The sequence below is a fragment of the Serratia ficaria genome, assembly GCF_900187015.1.
Taxonomy (GTDB): Bacteria; Pseudomonadota; Gammaproteobacteria; order Enterobacterales; family Enterobacteriaceae; genus Serratia; species Serratia ficaria.
In genome coordinates this window covers 2,352,527-2,375,819 of record NZ_LT906479.1, presented here as the reverse complement: position 1 = coordinate 2,375,819, position 23,293 = coordinate 2,352,527, and the positions used below count along the sequence as shown (strand labels likewise).

At 58.1% G+C, this 23,293-nt stretch carries 19 protein-coding genes and 2 tRNA genes; 8 read left to right on the top strand and 13 right to left on the bottom strand.

The annotated features are described in order from the left end of the window. The first annotated feature begins 14 nt into the window (after positions 1-14). The 5 genes from CKW09_RS11245 to CKW09_RS11225 all read left to right on the top strand — a co-directional run bounded on the left by CKW09_RS11245 (position 15) and on the right by CKW09_RS11225 (position 2,964). A tRNA-Val gene (locus CKW09_RS11245) sits at positions 15-91 on the top strand. A 19-nt stretch (positions 92-110) separates the two neighbouring features. Next, positions 111-187 (top strand) — tRNA-Val (locus CKW09_RS11240). A 118-nt stretch (positions 188-305) separates the two neighbouring features. Next, positions 306-611 (top strand): cupin domain-containing protein, encoded by a 306-nt coding sequence (locus tag CKW09_RS11235; protein WP_095097273.1) that lies wholly within the window; start codon positions 306-308, stop codon positions 609-611. A gap of 395 nt (positions 612-1,006) precedes the next feature. After that, positions 1,007-2,419, top strand: a complete 1,413-nt coding sequence (gene pykF, locus CKW09_RS11230; RefSeq protein WP_061795519.1) for a pyruvate kinase PykF — start codon at positions 1,007-1,009, stop codon at positions 2,417-2,419. 308 nt (positions 2,420-2,727) lie between these two features. Beyond that, a complete protein-coding gene (locus CKW09_RS11225; RefSeq protein WP_061795518.1) occupies positions 2,728-2,964 on the top strand; it encodes a major outer membrane lipoprotein in 237 nt (78 codons plus the stop codon). A 124-nt stretch (positions 2,965-3,088) separates the two neighbouring features. Here the strand turns inward: CKW09_RS11225 and CKW09_RS11220 are convergent, their stop codons facing one another. The 7 genes from CKW09_RS11220 to sufA all read right to left on the bottom strand — a co-directional run bounded on the left by CKW09_RS11220 (position 3,089) and on the right by sufA (position 10,011). Next, a complete protein-coding gene (locus CKW09_RS11220) occupies positions 3,089-4,105 on the bottom strand; it encodes a L,D-transpeptidase family protein (RefSeq protein ID WP_061795517.1) in 1,017 nt (338 codons plus the stop codon). A gap of 297 nt (positions 4,106-4,402) precedes the next feature. Next, the gene (gene sufE, locus CKW09_RS11215; RefSeq protein WP_061795516.1) at positions 4,403-4,819 is read right to left on the bottom strand and encodes a cysteine desulfuration protein SufE; all 417 of its coding nucleotides are present in this window, start codon (positions 4,817-4,819) and stop codon (positions 4,403-4,405) included. Positions 4,820-4,855: 36 nt separating this feature from the next. Then, entirely contained in the window at positions 4,856-6,082 is a 1,227-nt protein-coding gene (gene sufS, locus CKW09_RS11210; protein WP_095097270.1) for a cysteine desulfurase SufS, read from the bottom strand. Beyond that, on the bottom strand, positions 6,079-7,365 hold the full coding sequence (sufD, locus tag CKW09_RS11205; protein WP_095097267.1) for a Fe-S cluster assembly protein SufD: 1,287 nt from the start codon (positions 7,363-7,365) through the stop codon (positions 6,079-6,081). The genes sufS and sufD overlap by 4 nt, the downstream gene beginning before the upstream one ends. Then, positions 7,340-8,086: a Fe-S cluster assembly ATPase SufC gene (sufC, locus tag CKW09_RS11200; protein WP_061795513.1), complete on the bottom strand. Its 747-nt coding sequence runs from the start codon at positions 8,084-8,086 to the stop codon at positions 7,340-7,342. The genes sufD and sufC overlap by 26 nt, the downstream gene beginning before the upstream one ends. Positions 8,087-8,128: 42 nt before the next feature. Beyond that, positions 8,129-9,625, bottom strand: a complete 1,497-nt coding sequence (gene sufB / locus CKW09_RS11195) for a Fe-S cluster assembly protein SufB (RefSeq protein ID WP_061795538.1) — start codon at positions 9,623-9,625, stop codon at positions 8,129-8,131. Positions 9,626-9,639: 14 nt separating this feature from the next. Beyond that, entirely contained in the window at positions 9,640-10,011 is a 372-nt protein-coding gene (gene sufA, locus CKW09_RS11190; RefSeq protein WP_061795512.1) for a Fe-S cluster assembly scaffold SufA, read from the bottom strand. 554 nt (positions 10,012-10,565) lie between these two features. On the opposite strand from sufA, the gene CKW09_RS11185 reads away from it, so the two are divergent. Next, positions 10,566-10,970 (top strand): hypothetical protein, encoded by a 405-nt coding sequence (locus CKW09_RS11185; protein ID WP_061795537.1) that lies wholly within the window; start codon positions 10,566-10,568, stop codon positions 10,968-10,970. Between the two features lie 70 nt (positions 10,971-11,040). Here CKW09_RS11185 and CKW09_RS11180 read toward each other — a convergent pair whose 3' ends face one another. Next, a complete protein-coding gene (locus tag CKW09_RS11180; protein ID WP_095097264.1) occupies positions 11,041-12,537 on the bottom strand; it encodes an alanine/glycine:cation symporter family protein in 1,497 nt (498 codons plus the stop codon). A gap of 543 nt (positions 12,538-13,080) precedes the next feature. On the opposite strand from CKW09_RS11180, the gene CKW09_RS11175 reads away from it, so the two are divergent. Then, positions 13,081-15,078 carry a BCCT family transporter gene (locus CKW09_RS11175; RefSeq protein ID WP_095097261.1) on the top strand — a complete coding sequence of 666 codons (1,998 nt, stop codon included), beginning with the start codon at positions 13,081-13,083 and terminating at the stop codon, positions 15,076-15,078. Positions 15,079-15,675: 597 nt separating this feature from the next. Here the strand turns inward: CKW09_RS11175 and arsC are convergent. The 5 genes from arsC to ydiJ all read right to left on the bottom strand — a co-directional run bounded on the left by arsC (position 15,676) and on the right by ydiJ (position 21,544). Next, positions 15,676-16,104 carry a glutaredoxin-dependent arsenate reductase gene (arsC, locus tag CKW09_RS11170; protein WP_095097258.1) on the bottom strand — a complete coding sequence of 143 codons (429 nt, stop codon included), beginning with the start codon at positions 16,102-16,104 and terminating at the stop codon, positions 15,676-15,678. A 68-nt stretch (positions 16,105-16,172) separates the two neighbouring features. Continuing rightward, positions 16,173-17,456, bottom strand: a complete 1,284-nt coding sequence (locus CKW09_RS11165; RefSeq protein WP_061795509.1) for an arsenic transporter — start codon at positions 17,454-17,456, stop codon at positions 16,173-16,175. Between the two features lie 108 nt (positions 17,457-17,564). Further along, positions 17,565-17,915 carry a metalloregulator ArsR/SmtB family transcription factor gene (locus tag CKW09_RS11160; RefSeq protein ID WP_061795536.1) on the bottom strand — a complete coding sequence of 117 codons (351 nt, stop codon included), beginning with the start codon at positions 17,913-17,915 and terminating at the stop codon, positions 17,565-17,567. Between the two features lie 159 nt (positions 17,916-18,074). Further along, positions 18,075-18,491, bottom strand: coding sequence for a 1,4-dihydroxy-2-naphthoyl-CoA hydrolase (gene menI / locus CKW09_RS11155; protein ID WP_073970241.1), 417 nt, complete (start codon positions 18,489-18,491; stop codon positions 18,075-18,077). Beyond that, on the bottom strand, positions 18,488-21,544 hold the full coding sequence (gene ydiJ / locus CKW09_RS11150; protein ID WP_061795508.1) for a D-2-hydroxyglutarate dehydrogenase YdiJ: 3,057 nt from the start codon (positions 21,542-21,544) through the stop codon (positions 18,488-18,490). Before ydiJ ends, menI begins: the two co-directional genes overlap by 4 nt. Before the next feature lie 253 nt (positions 21,545-21,797). Here ydiJ and ydiK point away from each other — a divergent pair, with 253 nt between their 5' ends. Then, complete coding sequence (gene ydiK, locus CKW09_RS11145; protein ID WP_061795507.1) at positions 21,798-22,898, top strand: AI-2E family transporter YdiK; 1,101 nt, start codon at positions 21,798-21,800, stop codon at positions 22,896-22,898. The last annotated feature ends 395 nt before the right edge of the window (positions 22,899-23,293 follow it).

Sequence of the window (23,293 nt, the reverse complement as noted above, 5' to 3'; positions counted from 1 at the left end):
TGAAGCAGTTCAGTGCGTCCGTAGCTCAGTTGGTTAGAGCACCACCTTGACATGGTGGGGGTCGGTGGTTCGAGTCCACTCGGACGCACCAAATTCTGAAGCAGTGCAGTGCGTCCGTAGCTCAGTTGGTTAGAGCACCACCTTGACATGGTGGGGGTCGGTGGTTCGAGTCCACTCGGACGCACCAAAAATTGCTTTCTCCGGTTCTCTCCCGCGTTTGCAAGATTTCCGTTAATCTGTCCCGACTCGACCCCGTCATCCGGCACGTCGTTACCCTTCCGACCTTCGCCTATCAGGAGCGCACCATGACCACATTTATCGCCAAGACCGCGTTTCAGCCGCTGGACAATGGCCTGGCCCGGCGCGAAGGCACCATGAGCGACGGCCTGGCGGCGGTGGAAGTGCGCTTCGACGCCGGCGCTTTCGGCCAGCTGCAAAAACGCGACTGCGCGCTGCAAACCCGGGTGCTGTCAGGCGAGTTCGAATTCACCGTCGGCGGCGATCAGCACCTTCTGACAGCCGGTGAAAGCATCGAGATTGCGGCCCGCGTCGCCAGCGGCTGCTTCTGCCTGGCCGCCGGCTCGCTGCTGGAAATAACCCGGCCGCGGTAAAGACTTCATTCACAGCAAGGTTATTTGCGCAACAACTGCCCCCTGCCGATTTGCATTTGCGCCACATTTGCTGCCGATTTGACGGATCCGGCCCCGCCGCTCGGTTTTTTATTTTGTTTCCCGCCGCTTAGCCTTTATAATGCGCAACGTCTTTCAGTTGAATGGTTTCAGCCCTTGATCTGCGAAAACGCAATAACAACACATTTTCATCTCATCCCGTTGCGCAGCATCCCCGCACCCCGGCGCGGGCCGAATTTTTCCGCACCACTTCGACTGTCGTCACCTATCCTTAACTATGTTTTGCACCACCAGGCACGACTCAAATTCCATACCCGTGGTTCCACCACTGGTTTTATTCGTTTTTTTATCCATCACAACTTGTAGAAAACTCCGTCATGAAAAAGACCAAAATTGTTTGTACCATCGGTCCAAAAACCGAATCGGAAGAAATGCTGACCAATCTGTTGAACGCGGGCATGAACGTCATGCGTCTCAACTTCTCCCACGGCGACTATGAAGAGCACGGCAACCGCATCAAGAACATGCGCGCCGTGATGGCCAAAACCGGTATGAACGCCGGCATCCTGCTGGATACCAAAGGCCCGGAAATCCGCACCATGAAGCTGGAAGGCGGCAAAGACGCCTCTCTGGTCGCCGGCCAGACCTTCACCTTCACCACCGACCAGAGCGTGATCGGCAACAACGAACGCGTTGCGGTGACCTACGCCGGCTTCTCCGCTGACCTGAAAATCGGCAACACCGTGCTGGTGGACGATGGCCTGATCGGCATGGAAGTCACCCACGTGACCGAAAACGAAGTGGTCTGCAAGGTGCTGAACAACGGCGACCTGGGCGAAAACAAAGGCGTTAACCTGCCGGGCGTGTCCATCCAGCTGCCCGCGCTGGCTGAAAAAGACAAGCGCGACCTGATCTTCGGCTGCGAACAAGGCGTCGACTTCGTTGCCGCTTCGTTTATCCGCAAGCGTTCCGACGTGCTGGAAATTCGTGAACACCTGAAGGCCCACGGCGGCGAGCAGATCCAGATCATCTCCAAGATTGAAAACCAGGAAGGCCTGAACAACTTCGACGAAATCCTCGAAGCCTCCGACGGCATCATGGTCGCCCGCGGCGACCTGGGCGTGGAGATCCCGGTAGAAGAAGTGATCTTCGCTCAGAAGATGATGATCGAGAAATGCAACCGCGCGCGCAAAGTGGTGATCACCGCCACCCAGATGCTGGATTCGATGATCAAGAACCCGCGCCCTACCCGCGCGGAAGCCGGCGACGTCGCCAACGCCATTCTGGACGGCACCGACGCCGTCATGCTGTCCGGCGAGAGCGCCAAGGGCAAATATCCGCTGGAAGCGGTCGGCATCATGGCGACCATCTGTGAGCGCACCGATCGCGTCATGCCGAGCCGCATCGACAGCCTGAACGACAACCGCAAGCTGCGCATCACCGAAGCCGTCTGCCGCGGCGCGGTCGAAACCGCGGAAAAACTGGACGCGCCGCTGATCGTGGTCGCCACCAGCGGCGGCAAGTCTGCCAAATCGGTGCGCAAATACTTCCCGAACGCGGTGATCCTGGCGCTGACCACCAACGAAGTCACCGCCCACCAGCTGATCCTGAGCAAAGGCGTGATCCCGCAGATGGTAAAGGAAATCGCCTCTACCGACGACTTCTACCGCATCGGCAAAGAAGCCGCGCTGGCCAGCGGCCTGGCGCAGAAAGGCGACGTGGTGGTGATGGTTTCCGGCGCTCTGGTGCCGAGCGGCACCACCAATACGGCCTCGGTTCACGTGCTATAATATAAAACGTGACATAATTTCCTTGATCAAAACGCCGCTTTGCGGCGTTTTTTTTAGCAGTAGTAAACTATTTTCTCAAAAACGCAACCGCACGCTGCTCATTATTTGGCTAATTGCAAATAGGAGTTGTCCCATGGAATCCGGCTGTTTTCCCTCGTTTTTTTAACCATTTTGTAAAAGCAGATGTAAGTTTGAGCGAACGATCAAAATAAAGCACTCCAATACAAAAAAATTATTCTCTTTCGAAAAAAGTTTGTGTAATACTTGTAACGCTACATGGAGATTAACTCAATCTAGAGGGTGTTATAATGAATCGTACTAAACTGGTACTGGGCGCGGTAATCCTGGCTTCCACTATGCTGGCAGGCTGCTCTAGCAACGCTAAAATCGATCAACTGTCTTCTGACGTTCAGACTCTGAACGCTAAAGTTGACCAGCTGAGCAACGACGTGAACGCAATGCGTTCTGACGTTCAAGCTGCTAAAGACGACGCAGCACGCGCTAACCAGCGTCTGGACAACCAAGCACACGCTTACAAAAAGTAAGTTAGCTTCGGTTATTGAAAACGGCGCACACTGTGCGCCGTTTTTTTTCGTTTGCGCCATGCTCCCCTCTCCAGCGCAAAAAAAAAGGGTTCAGCAAGCTGAACCCCGAGTCAGTCAATCCGGCTTAATTCACCGAGCTGATCGGCGCGCCGCCTTTGAATGGGCTCTTATTCGCCGCAGGCGCCGCTTCAGGCGTCAAACTCACCTCAGAGGGGTTCTGCCCCACGTTAACCAGTACCGGCATGCCAGAGCGGCGTACAACCGCGCTGTCGAATACGCCCCGATCGGTCTGCCCGTCGGCGGCGAAGGCTTTCTCGTCCTTCGACAGGGCGATCGGCATGGTCTGCGGATCGTCGTTCTCGACGCGCGACAGCGGCTGGTGCACTTCCACATAGCGTTTGCCGTCCGGCTCCATCGAGATTTTCACCGGATCGTTGATCACCTGCACGCGGGTGCCGCGCGGCACCATGTTGAACAGCGCTTCGATATCATCCGGACGCAAGCGAATGCAGCCGGAGCTGACGCGCATGCCGATGCCGAAGTTGGCGTTGGTGCCGTGGATCAGATATTCGCCGTGCCCCATCGCCAGACGCATGGCGAACAGCCCCATCGGGTTTTCAGGGCCGGCCGGCACCACCGCCGGCAGGGTTACGCCCTTGGCCTGATAGCGCTTGCGGATGTTGGCGGTTGGCGTCCAGGTCGGGTTGGGGATTTTCTGGCTGACCGAGGTCACCTGCAGCGGCGTATGCATGCCGGTCTGGCCGATGCCGATCGGATAGACAATCACCTTGTTCTCGCCTTTCGGATAATAGTAAAGACGCAGCTCGGCCAGGTTGACCACGATGCCTTCGCGCTTGGTGTCCGGCAACAGCATCTGGGTCGGGATGGTCAATACCGTGCCCGGCTTGGGCAGGAACGGATCGGTGCCCGGGTTGGCCTCCAGCATGCCCAGCAGGCCAATCTTGTAATCGGCGGCAATCGCTTCCAGCGGCCGGCCGTCGTTCGGCACGGTATAGGTGGTGTTTTCGCCGATCAGGCGGCTGTCCGGCGGCGGCAGCGGATATTCGGTCGCGCTGGCGGCTTGCGTGCCGGTCAGAACGGTGGCGAACAGCATGCCCATTAAACTCAACGCACGTTTCATTATCATCCCTATATTTTTATTACGGTTCGGCCTCAAGGCTAACGAGCACTTGGCTGTGGGTAAATCAGACAATACCTGATTAATACTAGCAACGCTGGCAACAAAGGCAATAACTCCTCTAAAAATCAACACGTTATAACGTAATCACCCTGCGTGATTGTCAGCGGTTCGTCAATGGGTAAGCTGCTGAAATGTCAATGGTTTAGCCCGCACTGCGGGACAGCGGAGAGGGATTGTAAAGACTCATTGACAAAGAAAATGCATCAACGAGTCTTGGTAGCTTCGATGGGAAGCGGCTCAGAGCAGCTGAGCGGCCTTGTTGCGGATAGCGCGGATCATCGCTTCCAGCCCCTGGGAGCGCGACGGCGTCAAATGCTGGCTGAGCGCCAGTTCGGCGAAGAACGGCCGCACGTCGAGTTCGACAATTTGCTGCGGGGTCAGCTGACGATAAAGAACAAACACCACCGCCAACAGCCCTTTGACGATCGCCGCATCGCTGTCGCCGTGAAATTCAACCTGCCCCTGTTCATCGGTGCTCATCACAATCCACACCTGGCTCTGGCAGCCGGAAATCAGGTTGCCGGGCTGCCGCTCGGCGTCATCCAGCGCCGGCAGCTTGGCGCCCAGTTCGATCACGTACAGGTATTTCTCCTCCCAATTCAGGCAACGGGAGAAATTACGTACCAATTTATCTTTGTCCGGCAAATTCGCCATGAGGATCCTTTCAGTCATGCCGGGGCTAACCCCGGCCTAGCCCAACAGCTGATGAATACGCTGCAGACCGGCCACCAGCCGATCCACCTCTTCCCGCGTATTATATAACGCCAGCGAGGCGCGGCACATGCTCGGCACCTGATAAAACGCCATCAGCGGCATAGCGCAGTGATGGCCGGTGCGGATGGCGATGCCGTACTGATCGAGGAAGCTGCCGACGTCGTAGGCATGGTGTTCGCCCAGATTGAAGGCTATCACCCCGGCGCGAGCCGTCGGGCCGTAGATTTTCAGCGTCGGCACCTGCCGCAGCGCCTCGAGCGCATAGTGCATCAGCGATTGCTCGTAGTCGTGGATCGCCTCCAGCCCCAGCGCATTGACGTAGTCGATCGCCGCCCCCAGCCCCATGATGCCGGCGGTATTGGGCGAACCGGCCTCAAAGCGCCACGGCGGTTCGGCGAAGGTGGTGCCGTTGGTCAGGCTGACCTGTTGGATCATCGCCCCGCCGCCTTCCCACGGCGGCATCTGCTGCAGCAGCGCCTGGCGGCCGTACAGAATGCCGATGCCGGAAGGCCCGTACAGCTTGTGGCCGGAGAACGCGTAAAAATCGCAGTCCAGCGCCTGTACGTCGACCCGTTGGTGCATCACCGCCTGCGCGCCGTCCACCAGCACCTTCAAGGCCGGCGCCAGCGCCTTGGCCCGGGCGATGATCTCGCGCACCGGGTTGACGCTGCCCAATACGTTGGACACCTGAGTGAGCGCCAGCAGCCTGGTCGACGGATCGATCAGGCCCGGCAGCTGCGCCAGATCCAGCGTGCCGTCCGGCTGCAGCGGCCAGACCCGCAGATCCAGCCCGCGCTCCTGCGCCAGCATCTGCCAGGGCACGATGTTGGCGTGGTGTTCCATCTCGGTGATGACGACGCTGTCGCCCGGCTGCAGCAAATGGCGGCCGAAGCTGTTGGCCACCAGGTTGATGCCCTCGGTGGTGCCCTTGACGAACACGATCTCTTCCGCCGAGCCGGCGTTGATAAAGCGCGCCGCCTTTTCACGCACCGCCTCCATCTCCTGCGTCGCCTCGGCGCTCAGGGTATGAATGCCGCGGTGCACCGCGGCGTAGCCGTGGCGATAGAAGTCCAGCTCGCGATCGATCACCGCCTGCGGCTTCTGCGCGCTGGCGGCGCTGTCGAGGTAGGCCAACGGTTTGCCGTTGACCTCGCGCGCCAGCAGCGGAAAATCGCTGCGCACGCGCTCAATCGGATAACTCATGCGGCCTCCCCCGGCAGGCGCTGCGCAATGCGCGCCAGCACCCATTCGCGGATGGTTTCATTGGCGATGCCTTCGGTCAGTTCGGCGGCGAAGGCGAAGATGATCATCTGCTGCGCCGCGTGCTTGCCGATGCCGCGCGACTGCAGATAGAACAGCTGTTCCTCATCGATGCGCCCGACGGTGGCGCCGTGGCTGCACTTGACGTCGTCGGCGTAGATCTCGAGCTGCGGCTTGGTGTCCACCTCCGCCACCTTGCCCAACAGCAGGTTGTGGTTGTTCATCTGGCCGTCGGTCTTGATCGCGTGTTTGGCCACTTTGATCATGCCGTTGAACACCGCCCTGGCGCGGTCGCTGACCACGGTTTTATGCAGCTGGCGGCTTTCGCAGTAGCCCTTGTTGTGCTCCAGGTAGGTGCGGGTATCGCATATCTCTTTGCCGACCGGCAGCACCAGGCTGTTGATCGCCAGCTCGCTGCCTTCGCCGTTCAGCTGCGCGCTGGTGTTGTGGCGGGTCAAGCCGGCGCCCAGCAGGAAGCTGTCGCTTTTCACCCGCGCGTCGCGGCCGATCACCAGATCGTTATGCGCGAAGTGATAGCTCGGCCGGCTTTCGAACGCCAGCTTGCAGTGACGCAGCCCGGCGTTGTCCGCCACGTTGGCGGTCAGGCGCGCGCCGGTGAAATGCGCGGCGCCGTCCAGGCTGACATAATGTTCGATCACCTCGGCCTCGGCGCCGCGCGCAATCTCCAGATGATGGCGATGATGCACGGTATTCACCTCACCCTCGCCGCCGCGCCCGCTGCTGATATGCAGCAGGTACAGCGGGCGTTCGGCGACCTTGCCGGCAGCCAGGCGGATGATGCTGGTTTCCTGCGCCAGGCTCTCGGTCAGGTGCAGGAAAATCTCCGGCTGAATCGGCTCCGGCAGCGCCTGCGGAATGCCGTAGGCGGCCAGATCGAACTGGTAATCGCCCAGTTGGCTGTCGCTGAGCGCTTCGCTGTAGCGGCCGTCGACAAACACCAGTCGGTAAGCGTCGATATCCAGCGCCAATGCGTCGCGCTGCGCCGTGCTGACCGCCTCGGCCTGCGGTTCGAGGAACTGCTGCTCCAGCAATCCTTCCAGCGGCGTGTATTTCCAGTTCTCATGCTTGCGCGTCGGCCAGCCCAGGCGCAGCGCCTGCTGCCAGTGCGCCAGCGCATGGGCGGAGTGTTCGCCGCCGCGGGCTTCAAACAGGCTGTACAACTGCTGCAGCGCGCGTGAATTATTGTTCGTCGGCAAGCCAGCCATAACCCTGCTCCTCCAGCTGTTTCACCAGCGAGAAATCGCCGGATTTAACGATGCGTCCCTGGGACAACACGTGTACGTAGTCCGGCTTGATGTAATCCAGAATGCGCTGATAGTGGGTGACGATAATGAACGCGCGTTTGCCGTCGCGCAGCGAGTTGACGCCGTTGGCGACGATCTTGAGCGCGTCGATGTCCAGGCCGGAATCGGTTTCATCCAGGATGCACAAATCCGGCTCCAGCGCCGCCATTTGCAGGATGTCGTTGCGTTTTTTCTCACCGCCGGAAAAGCCGACGTTGACCGAGCGGGTCAGCAGATCGGGCGGCATATCCAGCAGCGCGATTTTCTCTTCGATAAAATCGGCGAAGTCGAAGCGGTCCAGCGGCTCCTGCTGGCGATATTTGCGCACCGCGTTGACCGAGGTCTGCAGGAAGAAGTGGTTGCTGACGCCGGGAATTTCCACCGGATACTGGAACGCCAGAAACACCCCTTCACCGGCGCGATCTTCCGGATCCAGCTCCAGCAGATCCTTGCCCTTGAAGCTGACGTCGCCTTCGGTCACTTCATACTCTTCGCGCCCGGCCAGCGTAGCGGACAGCGTGCTCTTGCCCGAGCCGTTCGGCCCCATGATGGCGTGCACTTCACCCGGTTTGATCTCCAGGTCCAATCCCTTGAGGATCTCGTTGCCTTCCACGCTGACTTTCAAATTCTTGATACTTAACATGCTGTGTCCTCAGGTAGCGCTGTTGCGCTAAAATTTCGGCGGTTAGCCCACGCTGTGTTCCAGGCTGATGGCCAGAAGTTTCTGCGCCTCGACGGCGAACTCCAGCGGCAGCTCGGAGAAAACGTCCTTACAGAAGCCGTTGACGATCATCGAGATGGCGTCGTCTTCGCTGATGCCGCGCTGCAGGCAGTAAAACAGCTGATCGTCGCCGATCTTCGAGGTGGTGGCCTCATGCTCCAGCTGGGCGCTGTTATTGCGCGCCTCGACGTACGGGAAGGTATGGGCGCCGCTGTCCGGCCCGATCAGCATCGAGTCGCACTGGGTGAAATTGCGGGCGTTTTCCGCCCCCGGCAGGATTTTCACCAGGCCGCGGTAGGTATTCTCGCTGTGTCCGGCGGAGATGCCTTTGGCGATGATGGTCGACTTGGTGTTTTTGCCGATGTGGATCATCTTGGTGCCGGTATCCGCCTGCTGATGGCCGCTGGTCAGCGCCACCGAGAAGAATTCGCCGATCGAGTTGTCGCCCTGCAGGATCACGCTCGGGTATTTCCAGGTGATCGCCGAGCCGGTTTCCGACTGGGTCCAGGACATTTTGGAGCCGGCGCCTTCACACAGCGCACGCTTGGTGACGAAGTTCAGAATGCCGCCCTTGCTCTCGCCGCCGGAGAACCAGTTCTGCACCGTCGAATATTTCACCTCGGCGTCCTTGTGCAGGATCACCTCCACCACCGCCGCGTGCAGCTGGTAGCTGTCGCGCACCGGCGCGGAACAGCCCTCGATATAGCTGACGTAGCTGCCCTCGTCGGCGATCAGAATGGTGCGTTCGAACTGGCCGGTTTTGGCGGCGTTGATGCGGAAGTAGGTCGACAGCTCCATCGGGCAGCGCACGCCCTTCGGCACGTAGACGAAGGTGCCGTCCGAGGCCACGGCGGCGTTCAGCGCGGCGAAGAAGTTATCGTTGGACGGCACCACGCGGCCCAGGTACCGGCGCACCAGATCCGGGTATTCCTGAATGGCTTCGCCGAACGAGCAGAAGATCACCCCGCTCTCCGCCAGCTTTTCGCGGTAGGTGGTGGCGACGGAAACCGAGTCGAAGATGGCGTCGACCGCCACTTCGCTGCCCTCGCGCACCGGCACGCCCAGCTGGTTGAACGCCAGTTCCACTTCGCTGGTCAAATAACCGCTGTCGGTGGCGGCACCCGGCTGCTGCTCCGCGCCGGGCTGCGAGCCGCAGGCGTCGTCGCAGCTGCCGCAGGACGGCGCCGAGTAATAGCTGTAATCCTGATAGTTCAGGCGATCGTAGTTGGCCTTCAGCCAGTGCGGCTCTTCCATCTGCAGCCAGGCGCGATAGGCTTCGAGGCGGAATTCGAGCATCCACTCCGGCTCATTGCGCTTGGCCGAGATCGCCCGCACCACGTCTTCGTTGATGCCTTTGGCTAACTCATCGGTGGCCAGCTGGGTGAAAAAACCTTCTTTATAGCGACCTTCGCTGACCCAAGCCTGTACTTCATTAGGCATTTCTACATTGCTTCGTGTCATGTTGATTGCATCGCTCAAACGCCAAAACTCTCGCCGCACCCGCAGGCATGCTGAGCTTTAGGGTTATTGAATTTAAATATCTGATTCAGCCCTTCGCGGACAAAATCCACCGTGGTGCCGTCGATAAACGGCATGGCTTTCAACGGCACGTAGAGTTTGGCGCCGTCGCGCTCGAACAGCAGGTCGTCTTCGGCGGGTTCGCGCGTCAGATCCAGCACGTAAGCGAACCCGGCGCAGCCGGATTGCTTCACCCCCAGCTGCAGCCCTTGCACCTGCGGATCCTGCTGCATCAGTTTTGTAATTTGTTGTACGGCGCTGTCGCTGAGCGCAATGCCTTGCCAGACATTTTCATCCAGAGAAAAAGTGCCGACATTTTCCGTTTGCATAGGGTCTACCTCACACTCGTGTTTGACCACAGCCAATCTGGGTTGCTTATATGTTAGTGATAACGATTATCACTTCAACCGTTTGTTTTGCGGGGGTATCCGCCGCGGGCGCGGTTTTTCGCTGCGGCGTGCGGCAAGCGCGCGGGACAGTCGCGGCGCGCTGCGCGGTCCGGCGGCCAGGAGCTCATTTTATCCCTATGAATTTACTGCATATCCTGCATCACCGTACCGCTTTCCCCGGTGGCCCGCAGGCTTTACAGCGCTGCGGAACTTTGCCGATTTAAACATTCATAGAAAATACCTATTTCTGCATTTTGTCTGTCGTAAAAATGCGTTTATCGGCCATAACCGGCATTTTCGGCCATTGGGCCGCGCCGGCGGGCGGACCGACAGGCCGCCCATTGATTAAAGTTTAGTCGCTACTGAGTATATTGGGCCGCCGCGCGGCAATTGCACCCCGCCGGCCAATAAAAAACTCAACAGAACGATTGATCGCGAACGCAGCAGCAAATATGATAATGATTATCATTCAATTGGTATTTGAGCGCGGGCAAATGACTATTTCGATCAATGCATGGCTGCTGGGCAAGATTGATGACTACAAATTCAGCGTGCGTGACGCCACGGTAGACTTCTACATGGCCGAGGCCGCCCTCAAGCGGCCGGAATGCAACGTCAACCACCTGAAGCGCTACAACAACGTCAGCCTGGCGATGGCGAACCTGTGTCTGGAAAACGGCGACGACGAGAGCTACCTGCATGCGCTCAGCAAACTGCACAACCGGCTGATCGTCGAGATCAACAACCCGCAGCGTTGCCAGCTGTTCCGGGTGCAGAGCTACCATTTCGCGCGCCACACGCTGACGCTGATCTGTCAAAAATATGCGATGGAAGGCACCTGGGAAAAAGCCAACGCCTTCCAAAAGGACTTCGTCAAGCGGGTGCCGTTTCAGCTGTAAAAAACCGGCCTAAGCCGGTTTGAATGCGATGCGTGATGAAACATCGAGAGTGGGCTATCGCCATGAGGCGTTATCTGCCGGGGAGCTTTGCATTCTCATCAATATTTCCCGCTGACTCGCGCATCAGGTTCACCTCGGCCCGATTGTCTACCCAATAGTCGGCCTGCTTGATCCCGAGCTTCTCTGGGTGAAATACCGGGTCGACACCTTCAGCCAGCTGCTTTTCATAATCCTTCAGGCAGACGAAAGCCGTATTCCGCAGCAGCAAAATGGCGACGATATTAAGCCAGGCCATCAGCCCCACCCCAATATCCCCCATTCCCCATGCCAGGTCAGCCGTCTTGACCGTGCCGTATACGGCGGATGCCATCAAGCCGATCTTCAGCACAAAGGTAAGCCACGGGCGATGTATCTTCCGGTTGAGATAGGCAATATTGGTCTCGGCAATATAGTAATAGGCAACGATGGTGGTGAAGGCAAAAAAGAAAAGCGCAATGGCGACAAAATAGCTGCCGAAGCCGGGCATCATGCTCTCCATCGCCGTTTGCACATAGCCGGGACCGGCGGCAACGCCGGCTATCCCGGTATAGAGCGCGCCGCCATCCGGCCCTTGAACGTTATACAACCCGGTAATAAGCAACATGAAACCGGTGGCAGAACAAACGAACAACGTGTCGATATAAACCGAAAAGGCCTGCACCAGCCCTTGCTTCGCCGGGTGACTGACCGCCGCCGCGGAAGACGCGTGCGGGCCGGTCCCTTGAGCCGCCTCGTTGGAATACACCCCGCGTTTTACTCCCCACATGATAGCCAGCCCCAAAATGGCGCCAAACCCGGCATCGAGACCAAACGCGCTCTTCCAGACCAGCAGAATGACACCCGGCAGTTGATCGATGTTGAGCGCGACGATCACGCAGGCCACGATGATATAACCCAGCGCCATGAACGGCACGACGGTGCCGGCAAAACTCGCAATCCGTTTCACGCCGCCGAAGATGATGAATCCCAACAGCATCGCCAACAGCGCGGCCGTTACATTAGGGCTTATCCCAAACGCGATATCCAGGCTGGCCCCGATAGAGTTGGCCTGCACTCCCGGCAACAGCACACCGCAGGAAAAAATGGTAACGATGGCAAAAATCCAGGCATACCATTTCATGCCAAGCCCTTTCTCTATGTAGAACGCCGGGCCGCCGCGATACTCGCCATCAAGCTTTTCTTTATAAACCTGGCCCAGTGTCGACTCCACGAACGCGGAACTTGCGCCAAGGAAGGCAACCATCCACATCCAGAACAACGCGCCCGGTCCCCCAAAGGTAATGGCGGTTGCCACCCCCGCGATGTTGCCGGTCCCTACTCGCCCCGCCAGGGTCATGGAAAGAGCCTGGAATGAAGAAACACCGGCGGCGTTGGCCTTGCCCTGGAATATCAAACGCACCATGCCCTTCAGGTGGCGCAGTTGCAGAAAGCGGCTGCGCAAAGAAAAATAGAGGCCGGTCCCCAAACACAGATAGATGAGCGCTTGGCTCCAGATCACGCCATTGACGGCATTGACAAATTCATTCATGCAATCCAACTCCTTCGTTGATGCCCGGGCAATGCGTGCAGTTGAGCTGCCTGACACCGGGCTGCTGCCTATATGCGCCGTCGAACGTGAGATTTATCCTGTGCAAACGGGTATAGTTACATTTCGCAACTAATCCACACATGGCTAAACTGTCGTAAAGTCTCGCCGTTTGCAAGCGTAACCGTGTGGAATACCTCGCATATTTAAACTATTTCTTTGCATGCACAAGCTCGCAACACGCGTGAATCAGCGCGATTTTCTCGTGTGATTGATTGATTAATTAACAGGCGAGTAACCATCAAGAACGCTGCGATATCCCTATAAACCGTCGATGAGAACAGCCTGGATATAGCCGCAAAAAAACCGGCCGAAGCCGGTTTGGATGAAGGACGGTGTCGGGGTGACGTCGCCGTTGCCTGTCATCATATCACGAGCATCCACACCCGGCGCTCCCCTGCAAGGATGGAGGAAATTTTGCTACAGTAGAATCGGCATCCCCCTCATCCAGGGCAGTTTTTACATCAAATGGAATGAATACAATATATGAGTGAGACTGATACAATCCCAAAGAAGTCAAAGAGCCAGATTAACAAAGCAGTATTTTTCACTTCTGCTTTGTTAATTTTTCTTCTGGTCGCCTTTGCGGCGATTTTTCCTGACCTCGCAGACAGGAATTTCAAACTTCTCCAGCAGCAAATCTTCACCAACGCCAGTTGGTTCTACATTCTGGCCGTCGCATTGATACTCCTCAGCGTCACATTTCTCGGCCTTTCCCGCTACGGTGACATTAAGCTTGGGCCAGATCATGCTCAACCCGACTTCAGCTATCATTCTTGGTTCGCCATGCTGTTTTCAGCGGGGATGGGAATAGGATTGATGTTCTTCGGGGTCGCCGAGCCAGTGATGCACTACCTTTCACCGCCGGTAGGCACGCCAGAGACCGTTGAAGCGGCCAAGCAAGCTATGCGCCTGACGTTCTTCCACTGGGGGCTTCACGCCTGGGCCATCTATGCGATTGTGGCGTTGATTCTGGCATTTTTCAGCTATCGTCACGGTCTGCCTCTGACGCTCCGTTCCGCACTCTACCCCATCATTGGCGATCGTATATACGGCCCCATTGGCCACGCCGTGGATATTTTTGCCGTTATTGGCACCGTATTTGGGGTGGCAACCTCTCTGGGATACGGTGTGCTGCAGGTGAATGCCGGACTCAATCACCTCTTCGGCATTCCCATTAATGAGACTGTTCAGGTCATACTGATCGTGGTGATTACCGGACTGGCGACAATATCCGTGGTTTCCGGTCTGGATAAAGGAATACGCATTCTCTCAGAGCTGAACCTTGGATTAGCCTTGCTGCTGCTGACGCTTGTGCTGCTGTTGGGGCCCACGGTTCTGCTGCTGAAATCTTTTGTAGAAAACACGGGGGGCTATCTGTCGGAACTGGTCAGTAAAACGTTCAACCTGTACGCCTATGAACCCAAATCAAGCAACTGGCTGGGCGGATGGACATTGTTGTACTGGGGATGGTGGCTTTCCTGGTCTCCGTTTGTCGGTATGTTTATCGCTCGCGTTTCCCGTGGCAGAACAATTCGCGAGTTTGTCACTGGCGTGCTGTTCGTTCCGGCAGGTTTCACGCTCATGTGGATGACGGTGTTTGGCAACAGCGCCATTTATCTCATCATGACCCAAGGTGCGACCGATCTGGCAACGACGGTCCAGCAGGATGTCGCACTGGCCCTGTTTAATTTTCTTGAACACTTCCCGTTCTCCAGCATCCTTTCGTTTATCGCTATGGCGATGGTGATCGTTTTCTTTGTTACCTCGGCGGACTCCGGTGCGATGGTGGTGGATACCCTGGCCTCTGGCGGAGCCAGCAATACGCCGGTCTGGCAGCGGATTTTCTGGGCAGCGCTGATGGGCGTTGTGGCGATTGCACTGCTGCTTGCCGGTGGACTGAGCGCTCTGCAAACGGTCACTATCGCCAGTGCGCTTCCTTTTTCGGTGATCCTCCTTATTTCCATATATGGGTTGCTCAAGGCGCTGCGCCGGGATCTTACCAAACGGGAAAGCCAGAGCATGGCCACAATTGCGCCCACGGCGGCGCGCAATCCCATCCCCTGGCAGCGCAGATTGCGCAATATCGCCCACCTGCCGAAACGCTCACTCGTCAAACGTTTCATGGATGAGGTTATACGGTCCGCTATGACGTTGGTACAGGAGGAGCTGAATAAGCAAGGCACGCTCAGTCATATCAGCGACGCTTCCGAGGATCGCATCCGCCTGGAGGTGGACTTGGGGAATGAGCTCAATTTTATCTACGAAGTCAGGCTACGTGGCTACAACTCGCCAACGTTTGCACTTGCCGCAATGGACAACGACGAGCAGCAGGCCGAACAGCATAAATACTATCGTGCCGAAATCTATCTGAAAGAAGGCGGGCAAAATTATGACGTTATGGGCTGGAATCAGGAGCAGTTAATTAACGATATTCTTGACCAGTATGAAAAACATCTTCATTTCCTGCATCTGGTGCGATAGTACGATAATGCCGTCCTTCAGGGCGGCATTCATTTGGCTGCAAGGGAAAGGCCATGCGCAGCCAATCGCGGCGACGGCAAAGAACAAGAGATAAAAAAAACCCGCACATGGCGGGATGAAAGATGTTACATGAATCCATTCATTGTTGACGTTCGAGGCTGTTATTGTCGTCAATTGACGACAGTACTGTAATGGTTTGGCATCGGCAAGCGAGTTGACGGTAAAAGTAAGAATATTCTGTCTTGCCGCCCTATCCCGAGTAAAAAAACTGTTTTAACCTGCTGACTGGCCAATATTATGAGGGTGTACATACTGCCGCAGCATCAGAGACGTATCCCTTCTTCACCGCGGCGTATGCTGCGTTCCATGGCGACCCAATCCCCTCGGGTAAACGCCCCTCACATCGGTCGGGATCTCTTCCAGGAAAGGAAATACCGGTAGCGATCGCCCTTAAAACCAGACGTTCAACATCCCCCCAGCCAAACCGCCGAAAACCAGCGAGCCAGCGCGATAGAAAACGTCAACCATAGACAGCGGGCCCCCTGGAAAATAGGGTGGCAACGACCGGACCGACGCTTTTTGGCGGCTGCGAGGGAATTATCTGGCCACACGCCGCCCTTGCGCGTCTATTACCTTTTCGCCGTCTTCTTTGGTGAACTCGCCTTTTTGCGCATCCGGCAAGATATCCAGCACCGCTTCCGAAGGTCGGCACAGTTTGGTGCCTAACGGCGTCACGACGATGGGCCGATTAATCAGAATCGGCTGCTGAAGCATGAAATCAATCAATTGCTCATCGTTCCATTTCTCTTCGGCTAGCCCTAACCGTTCATAAGGCTCCACATTTTTGCGCAACAGGGCGCGCACGCCGATATGCATATCGGCGATGAGCTTCACCAGTTCATCACGGCTTGGCGGCGTCTCCAGATACAAAATGACCCTTGGCTCCGCGCCGCTGTTGCGGATCAGCGCCAGAGTATTGCGTGAAGTGCCGCAAGCCGGGTTGTGATAAATCGTAATGGCGCTCATAAATCACTCTCTTTAGAATGGGTCAGCGCCGTACGGTGCCGACAGTTGACCGAGTAAAAGGGGTATTTCTACGCCGACAAACGCAATGCCAGCGCCGCCAGCGTGACCAACAGCACCGGCAACGTCATGACGATGCCCACCCGGAAGTAATATCCCCAGGTGATTTTGATGTCCTTTTGCGCCAACACGTGTAACCACAGCAGGGTGGCCAGGCTGCCGATAGGGGTGATTTTAGGGCCCAAATCGCTGCCAATGACATTGGCGTAGATCATCGCCTCCTTGATCACACCGGTGGCTGCGCTGCCGTCGATGGACAACGCCCCTACCAATACCGTGGGCATATTGTTCATGATGGAAGACAGAAGCGCCGTGAGAAAGCCGGTGCCCAGGGTGGCGGCCCAAAGCCCATGCTCGGCGAAGCCGTCGAGTATCGCTGACAGGTAGCCGGTAAGCCCGGCATTACGCAGCCCGTAAACCACCAGGTACATGCCCAGCGAGAAAATAACGATCTGCCAGGGCGCGCCGCGCAGCACTTTGCCGGTATTGATGACATGCCCTTTCTTGGCCACGACAAACAGCAGCAAGGCGCCGGCCGCCGCCACTGAACTGACGGGCACGCCCAGCGGCTCCAGCCCAAAGAAGCCAACCAGCAACAGCGCCAAAACGCCCCAGCCGGTTTTGAAGGTTTGCGCATCGCGGATCGCCTGCCGTGGGGCTTTTAATTTGGCTGGTTCATAGGTCGCCGGGATATCTTTGCGGAAAAACAGATGCAGCATCACCAGCGTGGCGATAATCGCCGCGATATCGACCGGCACCATCACCGCAGCGTACTCGTTGAATCCCAGCTGAAAGAAATCGGCCGAGACGATGTTGACCAGGTTCGACACGATAAGCGGCAAACTGGCGGTATCCGCGATAAACCCCGCCGCCATCACAAACGCCAGCGTAGTCCCCTTGCTGAAGCCCAGCGCCAACAGCATGGCGATCACGATAGGTGTCAGTATCAATGCGGCGCCGTCATTGGCGAACAGCGAGGAAACCGCCGCCCCCAACAACACAATATAAGTAAACAACCAGCGCCCTCGCCCATTGCCCCATCGCGCAACGTGCAGTGCCGCCCATTCAAAGAAGCCGGACTCGTCCAGCAACAGGCTGATGATAATCACGGCGATAAAGGTCGCGGTGGCGTTCCAGACGATATGCCACACCGTGGGAATATCACCGAAGTGCACCACGCCGGACAGCAAGGCGAGCACCGCGCCCAGCATCGCGCTCCAACCGATCCCCAACCCCTTCGGCTGCCAGATCACCAGAACAATAGTCAGGACAAAAATCGCCGCAGCCAACCCCATACAACCTCCGTAGAACGATGGGCGATAGCCTCGGCCTCCCCCATCAAAATGGCATAGCGCCGATACGAATTCGAATAACCAAATATGAAAAGATAAAATTTTTATTCGTTAGAGACAGACCGCCTTGCCGCCGCTTGTGGCGTTGCTGCGAGAAACGCGGCGCGCCAATTGGGTGACTTCGTCTTTCTGACTCAGATAGGCCTGTTCAATCACGGCCGCAGCCCAGGCCGGCATATGCGGCGAAAGCCGATAATGGATCCACTTGCCATCACGTCGATCAATCAACAAGCCACTTTCACGCAGCATCGAAAGATGCCGCGATATCTTGGGTTGCAGCTCTTCGAGCGAACCGGTCAGTTCGCAAACGCAGAGCTCGCCCAATTCTCTCAGGAGCAAGACTATTTTCAACCGTGTTTCGTCGGACAGATTCTTGAACAGTCGCAGGGCGGTTAACGCCATATTCATTTCCTCAGGCTACTTCTATCCATAGTATTGTTTTTTCCCTTAATGTCAATTTCACATTCGGAAAATCGAATTTGTAAAAGTGGAGCGGCGGGCGGTCATGTCCGTGGCGCCAAAGGCTTTCCCGCAGGCGAACCGCCTGCGGGAAAGGCAGGCTCAGTCGATCACCGCGGTGGTCAGGCGCGACGTGCAGCACAGGCGATCGCGCGGATCGAAAATCTCGATCTGCCATACCTGATGGCGCCGGCCGACGTGCAGCGCGCGGCACACGCCGCGCACCTGGCCGTCAAACACCGCCCGCAGGTGGTTGGCGTTGATTTCCAGCCCCACCACCTTTTGCTCGCCTTCGCTGCACAGATAGCCGGCCATCGAGCCCATCGACTCCGCCAGCACCACCGAAGCGCCGCCGTGCAGCAGCCCGAACGGTTGCCGGGTGCGGCTGTCCACCGGCATGGTGGCTTCGAGAAAGTCTTCCCCCAGTTGGGTAAACTCGATGCCCACGTGGCTGACCATGCAGCCGTCACCGGCGCGGTTCAGCTGCTCCAGCGATGTTTCACGTTTCCACAATTTCACACAATCATCTCCAGAAGTGCCTGTAATGGGTGGCGCACGCCGTTGCCCTCGATGCGCTTCACCTGGCTGCGGCACGAATAGCCGGTCGCCAGGCAGCGTTGCCGCGGCAGACGCTGCAGCGCCGGATGCCATGATAGCTCATAAATGCCGAGCGAGTTTTGCAGGTTCTTCACCTCGTGCCCGTAGGTACCGGCCATGCCGCAGCAGCCGACGCTGACGTTTTCCAGCCTGGCGCCGAAGCGGGAAAAGATCGCCGCCCACTGTTGGCCGCTGGCCGGCAGCGCGGTGGTTTCGGTGCAGTGCCCCAGCAGATACCAGGGCTCGCCGGTCGCCGGCTGCTCGGCGCGCTCCGCCACCAACTGCTGCAACCATTCGTGCACCAGCTGCACCTGGAACGCGCCGCGATGTTCACCGAGGATCTCGTTGTATTCATCGCGGTAACACAGCACCAGCGCCGGGTCGACGCCCACCAGCGGCATGCCGAGCTGCGCCACCCGGTTGAGGAAATCGGCGGTCTTGCGCGCGGTGCGGGCAAAACGCGTCAGGAAACCTTTAATGTGCTGCGCCTTGCCGTTCGGCGAAAATGGCAGCAGCACCGGCTGGTAGCCGAGTTTTTCCACCAGCCGGACAAAGTCCGCCACCACTTTGGCGTCATAATAACTGGTGAACGGATCCTGCACGATCAGCACGTGATTTTCGCGCTGCGCGGCGCTCAGCCCTTCCAACTGCTCCAGCGTCAGGGTAACGGCGGCGTGCCCGGAGAGCTGCTGGCGCAGCGTCGGGCTCGACAGCATCGGCAGATCGACCATGCCGATGGCGTTGCGGCTCAATTCCCGCACCCAGGGCTGCCGGAAGAAGAAGTTGAACACCTTCGGCGCCTTGGCCATCAGCGGCGTGTAGCTTTCCACTCCGGCCACCATATAATCGCGCGCCGGGCGCAGATAGCGGGTGTGATACAGCTGCAGGAAGCGCGAGCGGAAACCCGGCACGTCTATTTTGATCGGGCACTGGGTGGAACAGGCTTTACAGGCCAGGCAGCCGGACATCGCCTCTTTCACCTCGTGCGAGAAGTCGTATTCGCCCTTGCCGGCGTACCAGCTATTGCGGGTTTTCTCGATCAGCGTACGGAAGCTGAGGCGCTGCTGCGGCAGCTGTTTTTCCAGCGCCAGCGGATCGACGCCCTGCTCGGACAGCAGCCGCAGCCATTCGCGCACCAGCGCCGCACGCCCCTTCGGCGAGTGAATGCGGCTGCCGGTGATCTTCATCGACGGGCACATCGGGCTGCGCACGTCAAAGTTGAAGCACAGGCCGTTGCCGTTGCACTCCATCGCGCCGCGGAACGAGGTGCGGATCGCGATCGGGATCTGGCGATCAAAGGTGCCGCGCTTGACCGCGTCCACCTGCATCATCGGCGCATCCAGGTTCAGCGGCGAACAAATCTTGCCCGGGTTCAGCCGATTGTCGGGATCGAACGCCGCCTTGATGCGGCGCAGCTCTTCGTACAGCGTTTCGCCGAAGAATTCCGGGCTGTATTCTGCGCGGAACCCTTTACCGTGTTCGCCCCACAGCAGGCCGCCGTACTTGGCGGTCAGCGCCACCACCTGGTCGGAAATCTGCTTCATCAGCACTTCCTGCTGCGGATCGCACATGTCGAGCGCCGGCCGCACGTGCAGCACCCCTGCATCGACGTGGCCGAACATGCCGTAGCTGAGGTTATGGCTGTCCAGCAGCTGGCGGAACTCGACGATATAGTCCGCCAGATGCTGCGGCGGCACGCAGGTGTCTTCGGCGAACGGGATCGGCTTGGCCTGCCCTTTGGCGTTGCCCAGCAGCCCGACCGCCTTCTTGCGCATATTGTAAATGCGTTCGATGCCCGCCAGATCGCCGCAGACCTGATAACCGATCACGCCGCCCTGCCGCCCGGCGATCAGCTCATCCAGCCGCCGGCACAGGCTTTCCATCTGCCCGTCGATCAGTTCCTGGTCGTCGCCGGCGAATTCCACGATGTTCAGACCGAGCATTTCCTTATCCGGCACGTTGGTGATCAGTTCGCTGACCGAATGCCAGACGATGTCTTCGCGCGCCAGGTTCAGCACCTTGGAGTCGATGGTTTCCACCGACAGCGCCTTGGCCGCCACCATAAAGGGCGCATTGCGCAGCGCGGAATCGAAGGAGTCGTATTTGACGTTCACCAACCGGCGCACCTTCGGCAGCGGCGTAATGTCCAGGCGCGCCTCGGTGATGAACGCCAGCGTTCCTTCGGCGCCGGTCAGAATGCGCGTCAGATCGAAGGTTTGCAGGTCGTCGCTCAGCACGTGGCGCAGGTCGTAACCGGTCAGGAAGCGGTTGAGCTTGGGGAATTTTTCCAGGATCAGCGCGCGCCGGTCGCGGCAGCTGTTCAGCACCCGATGGTAGATGCGCCCTTCGGCGCTGTCTTCCTGGGCAATCGTTTCCGCCAGCGGCGTCGGCATGGCGCGGGTGTCGATCATTTCACCGCCCAGCAGCACCGCCCGCAGGCCGAGCACGTGATCGGAGGTTTTGCCGTACACCAGCGAGCCCTGGCCGGAGGCGTCGGTGTTGATCATGCCGCCCAGCGTGGCGCGGTTGCTGGTGGAGAGCTCCGGCGAGAAGAAATAACCGAACGGCCGCAGATACTGGTTGAGCTGGTCCTTGATGACCCCGGCCTCCACCCGCACCCAGCCCTGTTCGACGTTAATTTCCAGAATGCGGTTCATGTGGCGCGACATGTCGACCACGATGCCGGTATTGAGCGACTGCCCGTTGGTGCCGGTACCGCCGCCGCGCGGGCTGAAGGTCAGCGCCTTGAAGCGCTCTTCCGCCGCCAGACGGGCGATCAGCGCCACATCGCTGGTGGAGCGAGGAAACACCACCGCATCGGGCAACAGCTGGTAAACGCTGTTGTCGGTGGCCATCGTCAGCCGGTCGGCATAGCTGGTGGCGGTATCGCCGTTGAATCCGTTGTGCTTCAGTGCTTCCAAAAAGTCGAGCACCCGTTGAACGAGGCCGGGCGCCTGAGAAATCTGTGGGATCATTCGCTTTTTTGACCCTGTCTGTCTAATTTTTATGCGCTGAAAACGCTGAATCAGGTCTTTATTCAGACCCACCCTATTTTTTATTGATGGTAAAAACTAACATACTCGTTTAGTGAAGGCATTCACATTATTGCCCTTATCGCCGCACCGCCGGCTGCGCGGAAAAACGCGCCGGCGGGCTGTGAAAATCGGCCGGTATGCACCATGATTAAAAGGTGCCAAGGATTTAACTGACCAGGATGAGAACCCACTGATGCCACTTCCGCACTCGCGTTACGACTTACCGCGAATTATTTTCGGCGTGCTGTTTATCGCCATCATGATCGTCGCCTGTTTTTGGGTCATTCAACCCTTCATTCTCGGCTTTGCCTGGGCGGGCATGGTGGTCATCGCCACCTGGCCGTTGTTGATCAAGCTGCAAAAACTGCTGTGGGGCCGGCGTTCGCTGGCGGTGGTGGTCATGACGCTGCTGCTGATCCTGCTGTTCATCCTGCCGATTTCGCTGATGATCAGCAGCCTGGTGGACAACAGCGCGCCGGTGATCGCCTGGGCCAGCACGCCCGGCAAGCTGCATATCCCCGATCTGGCCTGGCTGCAGTCGATCCCGATGATCGGCAATAAGGTCTACAACAGCTATCACACGCTGGTTAACGCCGGCGGCGCGGCGCTGCTGGCGAAAGTGCAGCCGTATTTCGGCCAAACCGCCACCTGGTTCGTCGCGCAGGCGGCGCATATCGGCCGCCTGCTGCTGCACTGTACCCTGATGCTGCTGTTCAGCGTGCTGCTGTACGCGCGCGGCGAACAGGTCGCGTTGGGCATCCGTCACTTTGCGGTGCGCCTGGGCGCCGAACGCGGCGACGCGGCGGTGCTGCTGGGCGGCCAGGCGATCCGCGCGGTGGCGCTGGGCGTGGTGGTGACGGCGCTGGTGCAATCGGTGCTGGGCGGCATCGGTCTGGCGGTGACCGGCATTCCGGCCGCCACCCTGCTGACGGTGCTGATCTTCATCTGCTGCGTGGCGCAGCTGGGGCCATTGTTCGTGTTGGTGCCGGCCATCATTTGGCTCTATTGGAGCGGCGACACCACCTGGGGCACCGTGTTGCTGGTGTGGAGCTGCGTGGTCGCCACGCTGGATAACGTGCTGCGGCCGGTGTTGATCCGCATGGGCGCCGATTTGCCGATGCTGTTGATCCTGTCGGGCGTGATCGGCGGCCTGCTGGCCTTCGGACTGATCGGCCTGTTCATCGGTCCGGTGGTGTTGGCGGTGTCTTATCGCCTGCTCACCGCCTGGATGGACGAAGCGCCGGAGCCGAGCGCCGACCTGAAAGAGGTGGAGAAAAATCTGGAAGAGATGTAACCCTTCCGCCTGCCGCCCGGTTCGTCGGGCGGCATATCACGCCCCCTCCCTGCATTATTGATTGCCGACGCCTTTAAGGCATATTCGCCGAATAGCCTTCGGGTTAAATCAATTCCCGTCGGCGGCCAATTAAACATGCCGATTAAAGACATCTTTTCCGATCAAACAAAAATCCAACGCAGCGCAAAATAAAAAGATAACGCCGCTATCGATTAGGATGATTCTTAATGACTAATGGCGCCGGAATACCTAGTATTATGGCCATCTATTGCTTCAAATCACTGATTTTAAAGCAAGCTTTCCAAACAATGTAATGCCATACATGTGAATTGCTGTGTGTAGTCTTTGCCCATCTTTTGATGGGCTTTTTTTTATTCTTTTTCCGCCGACATGCT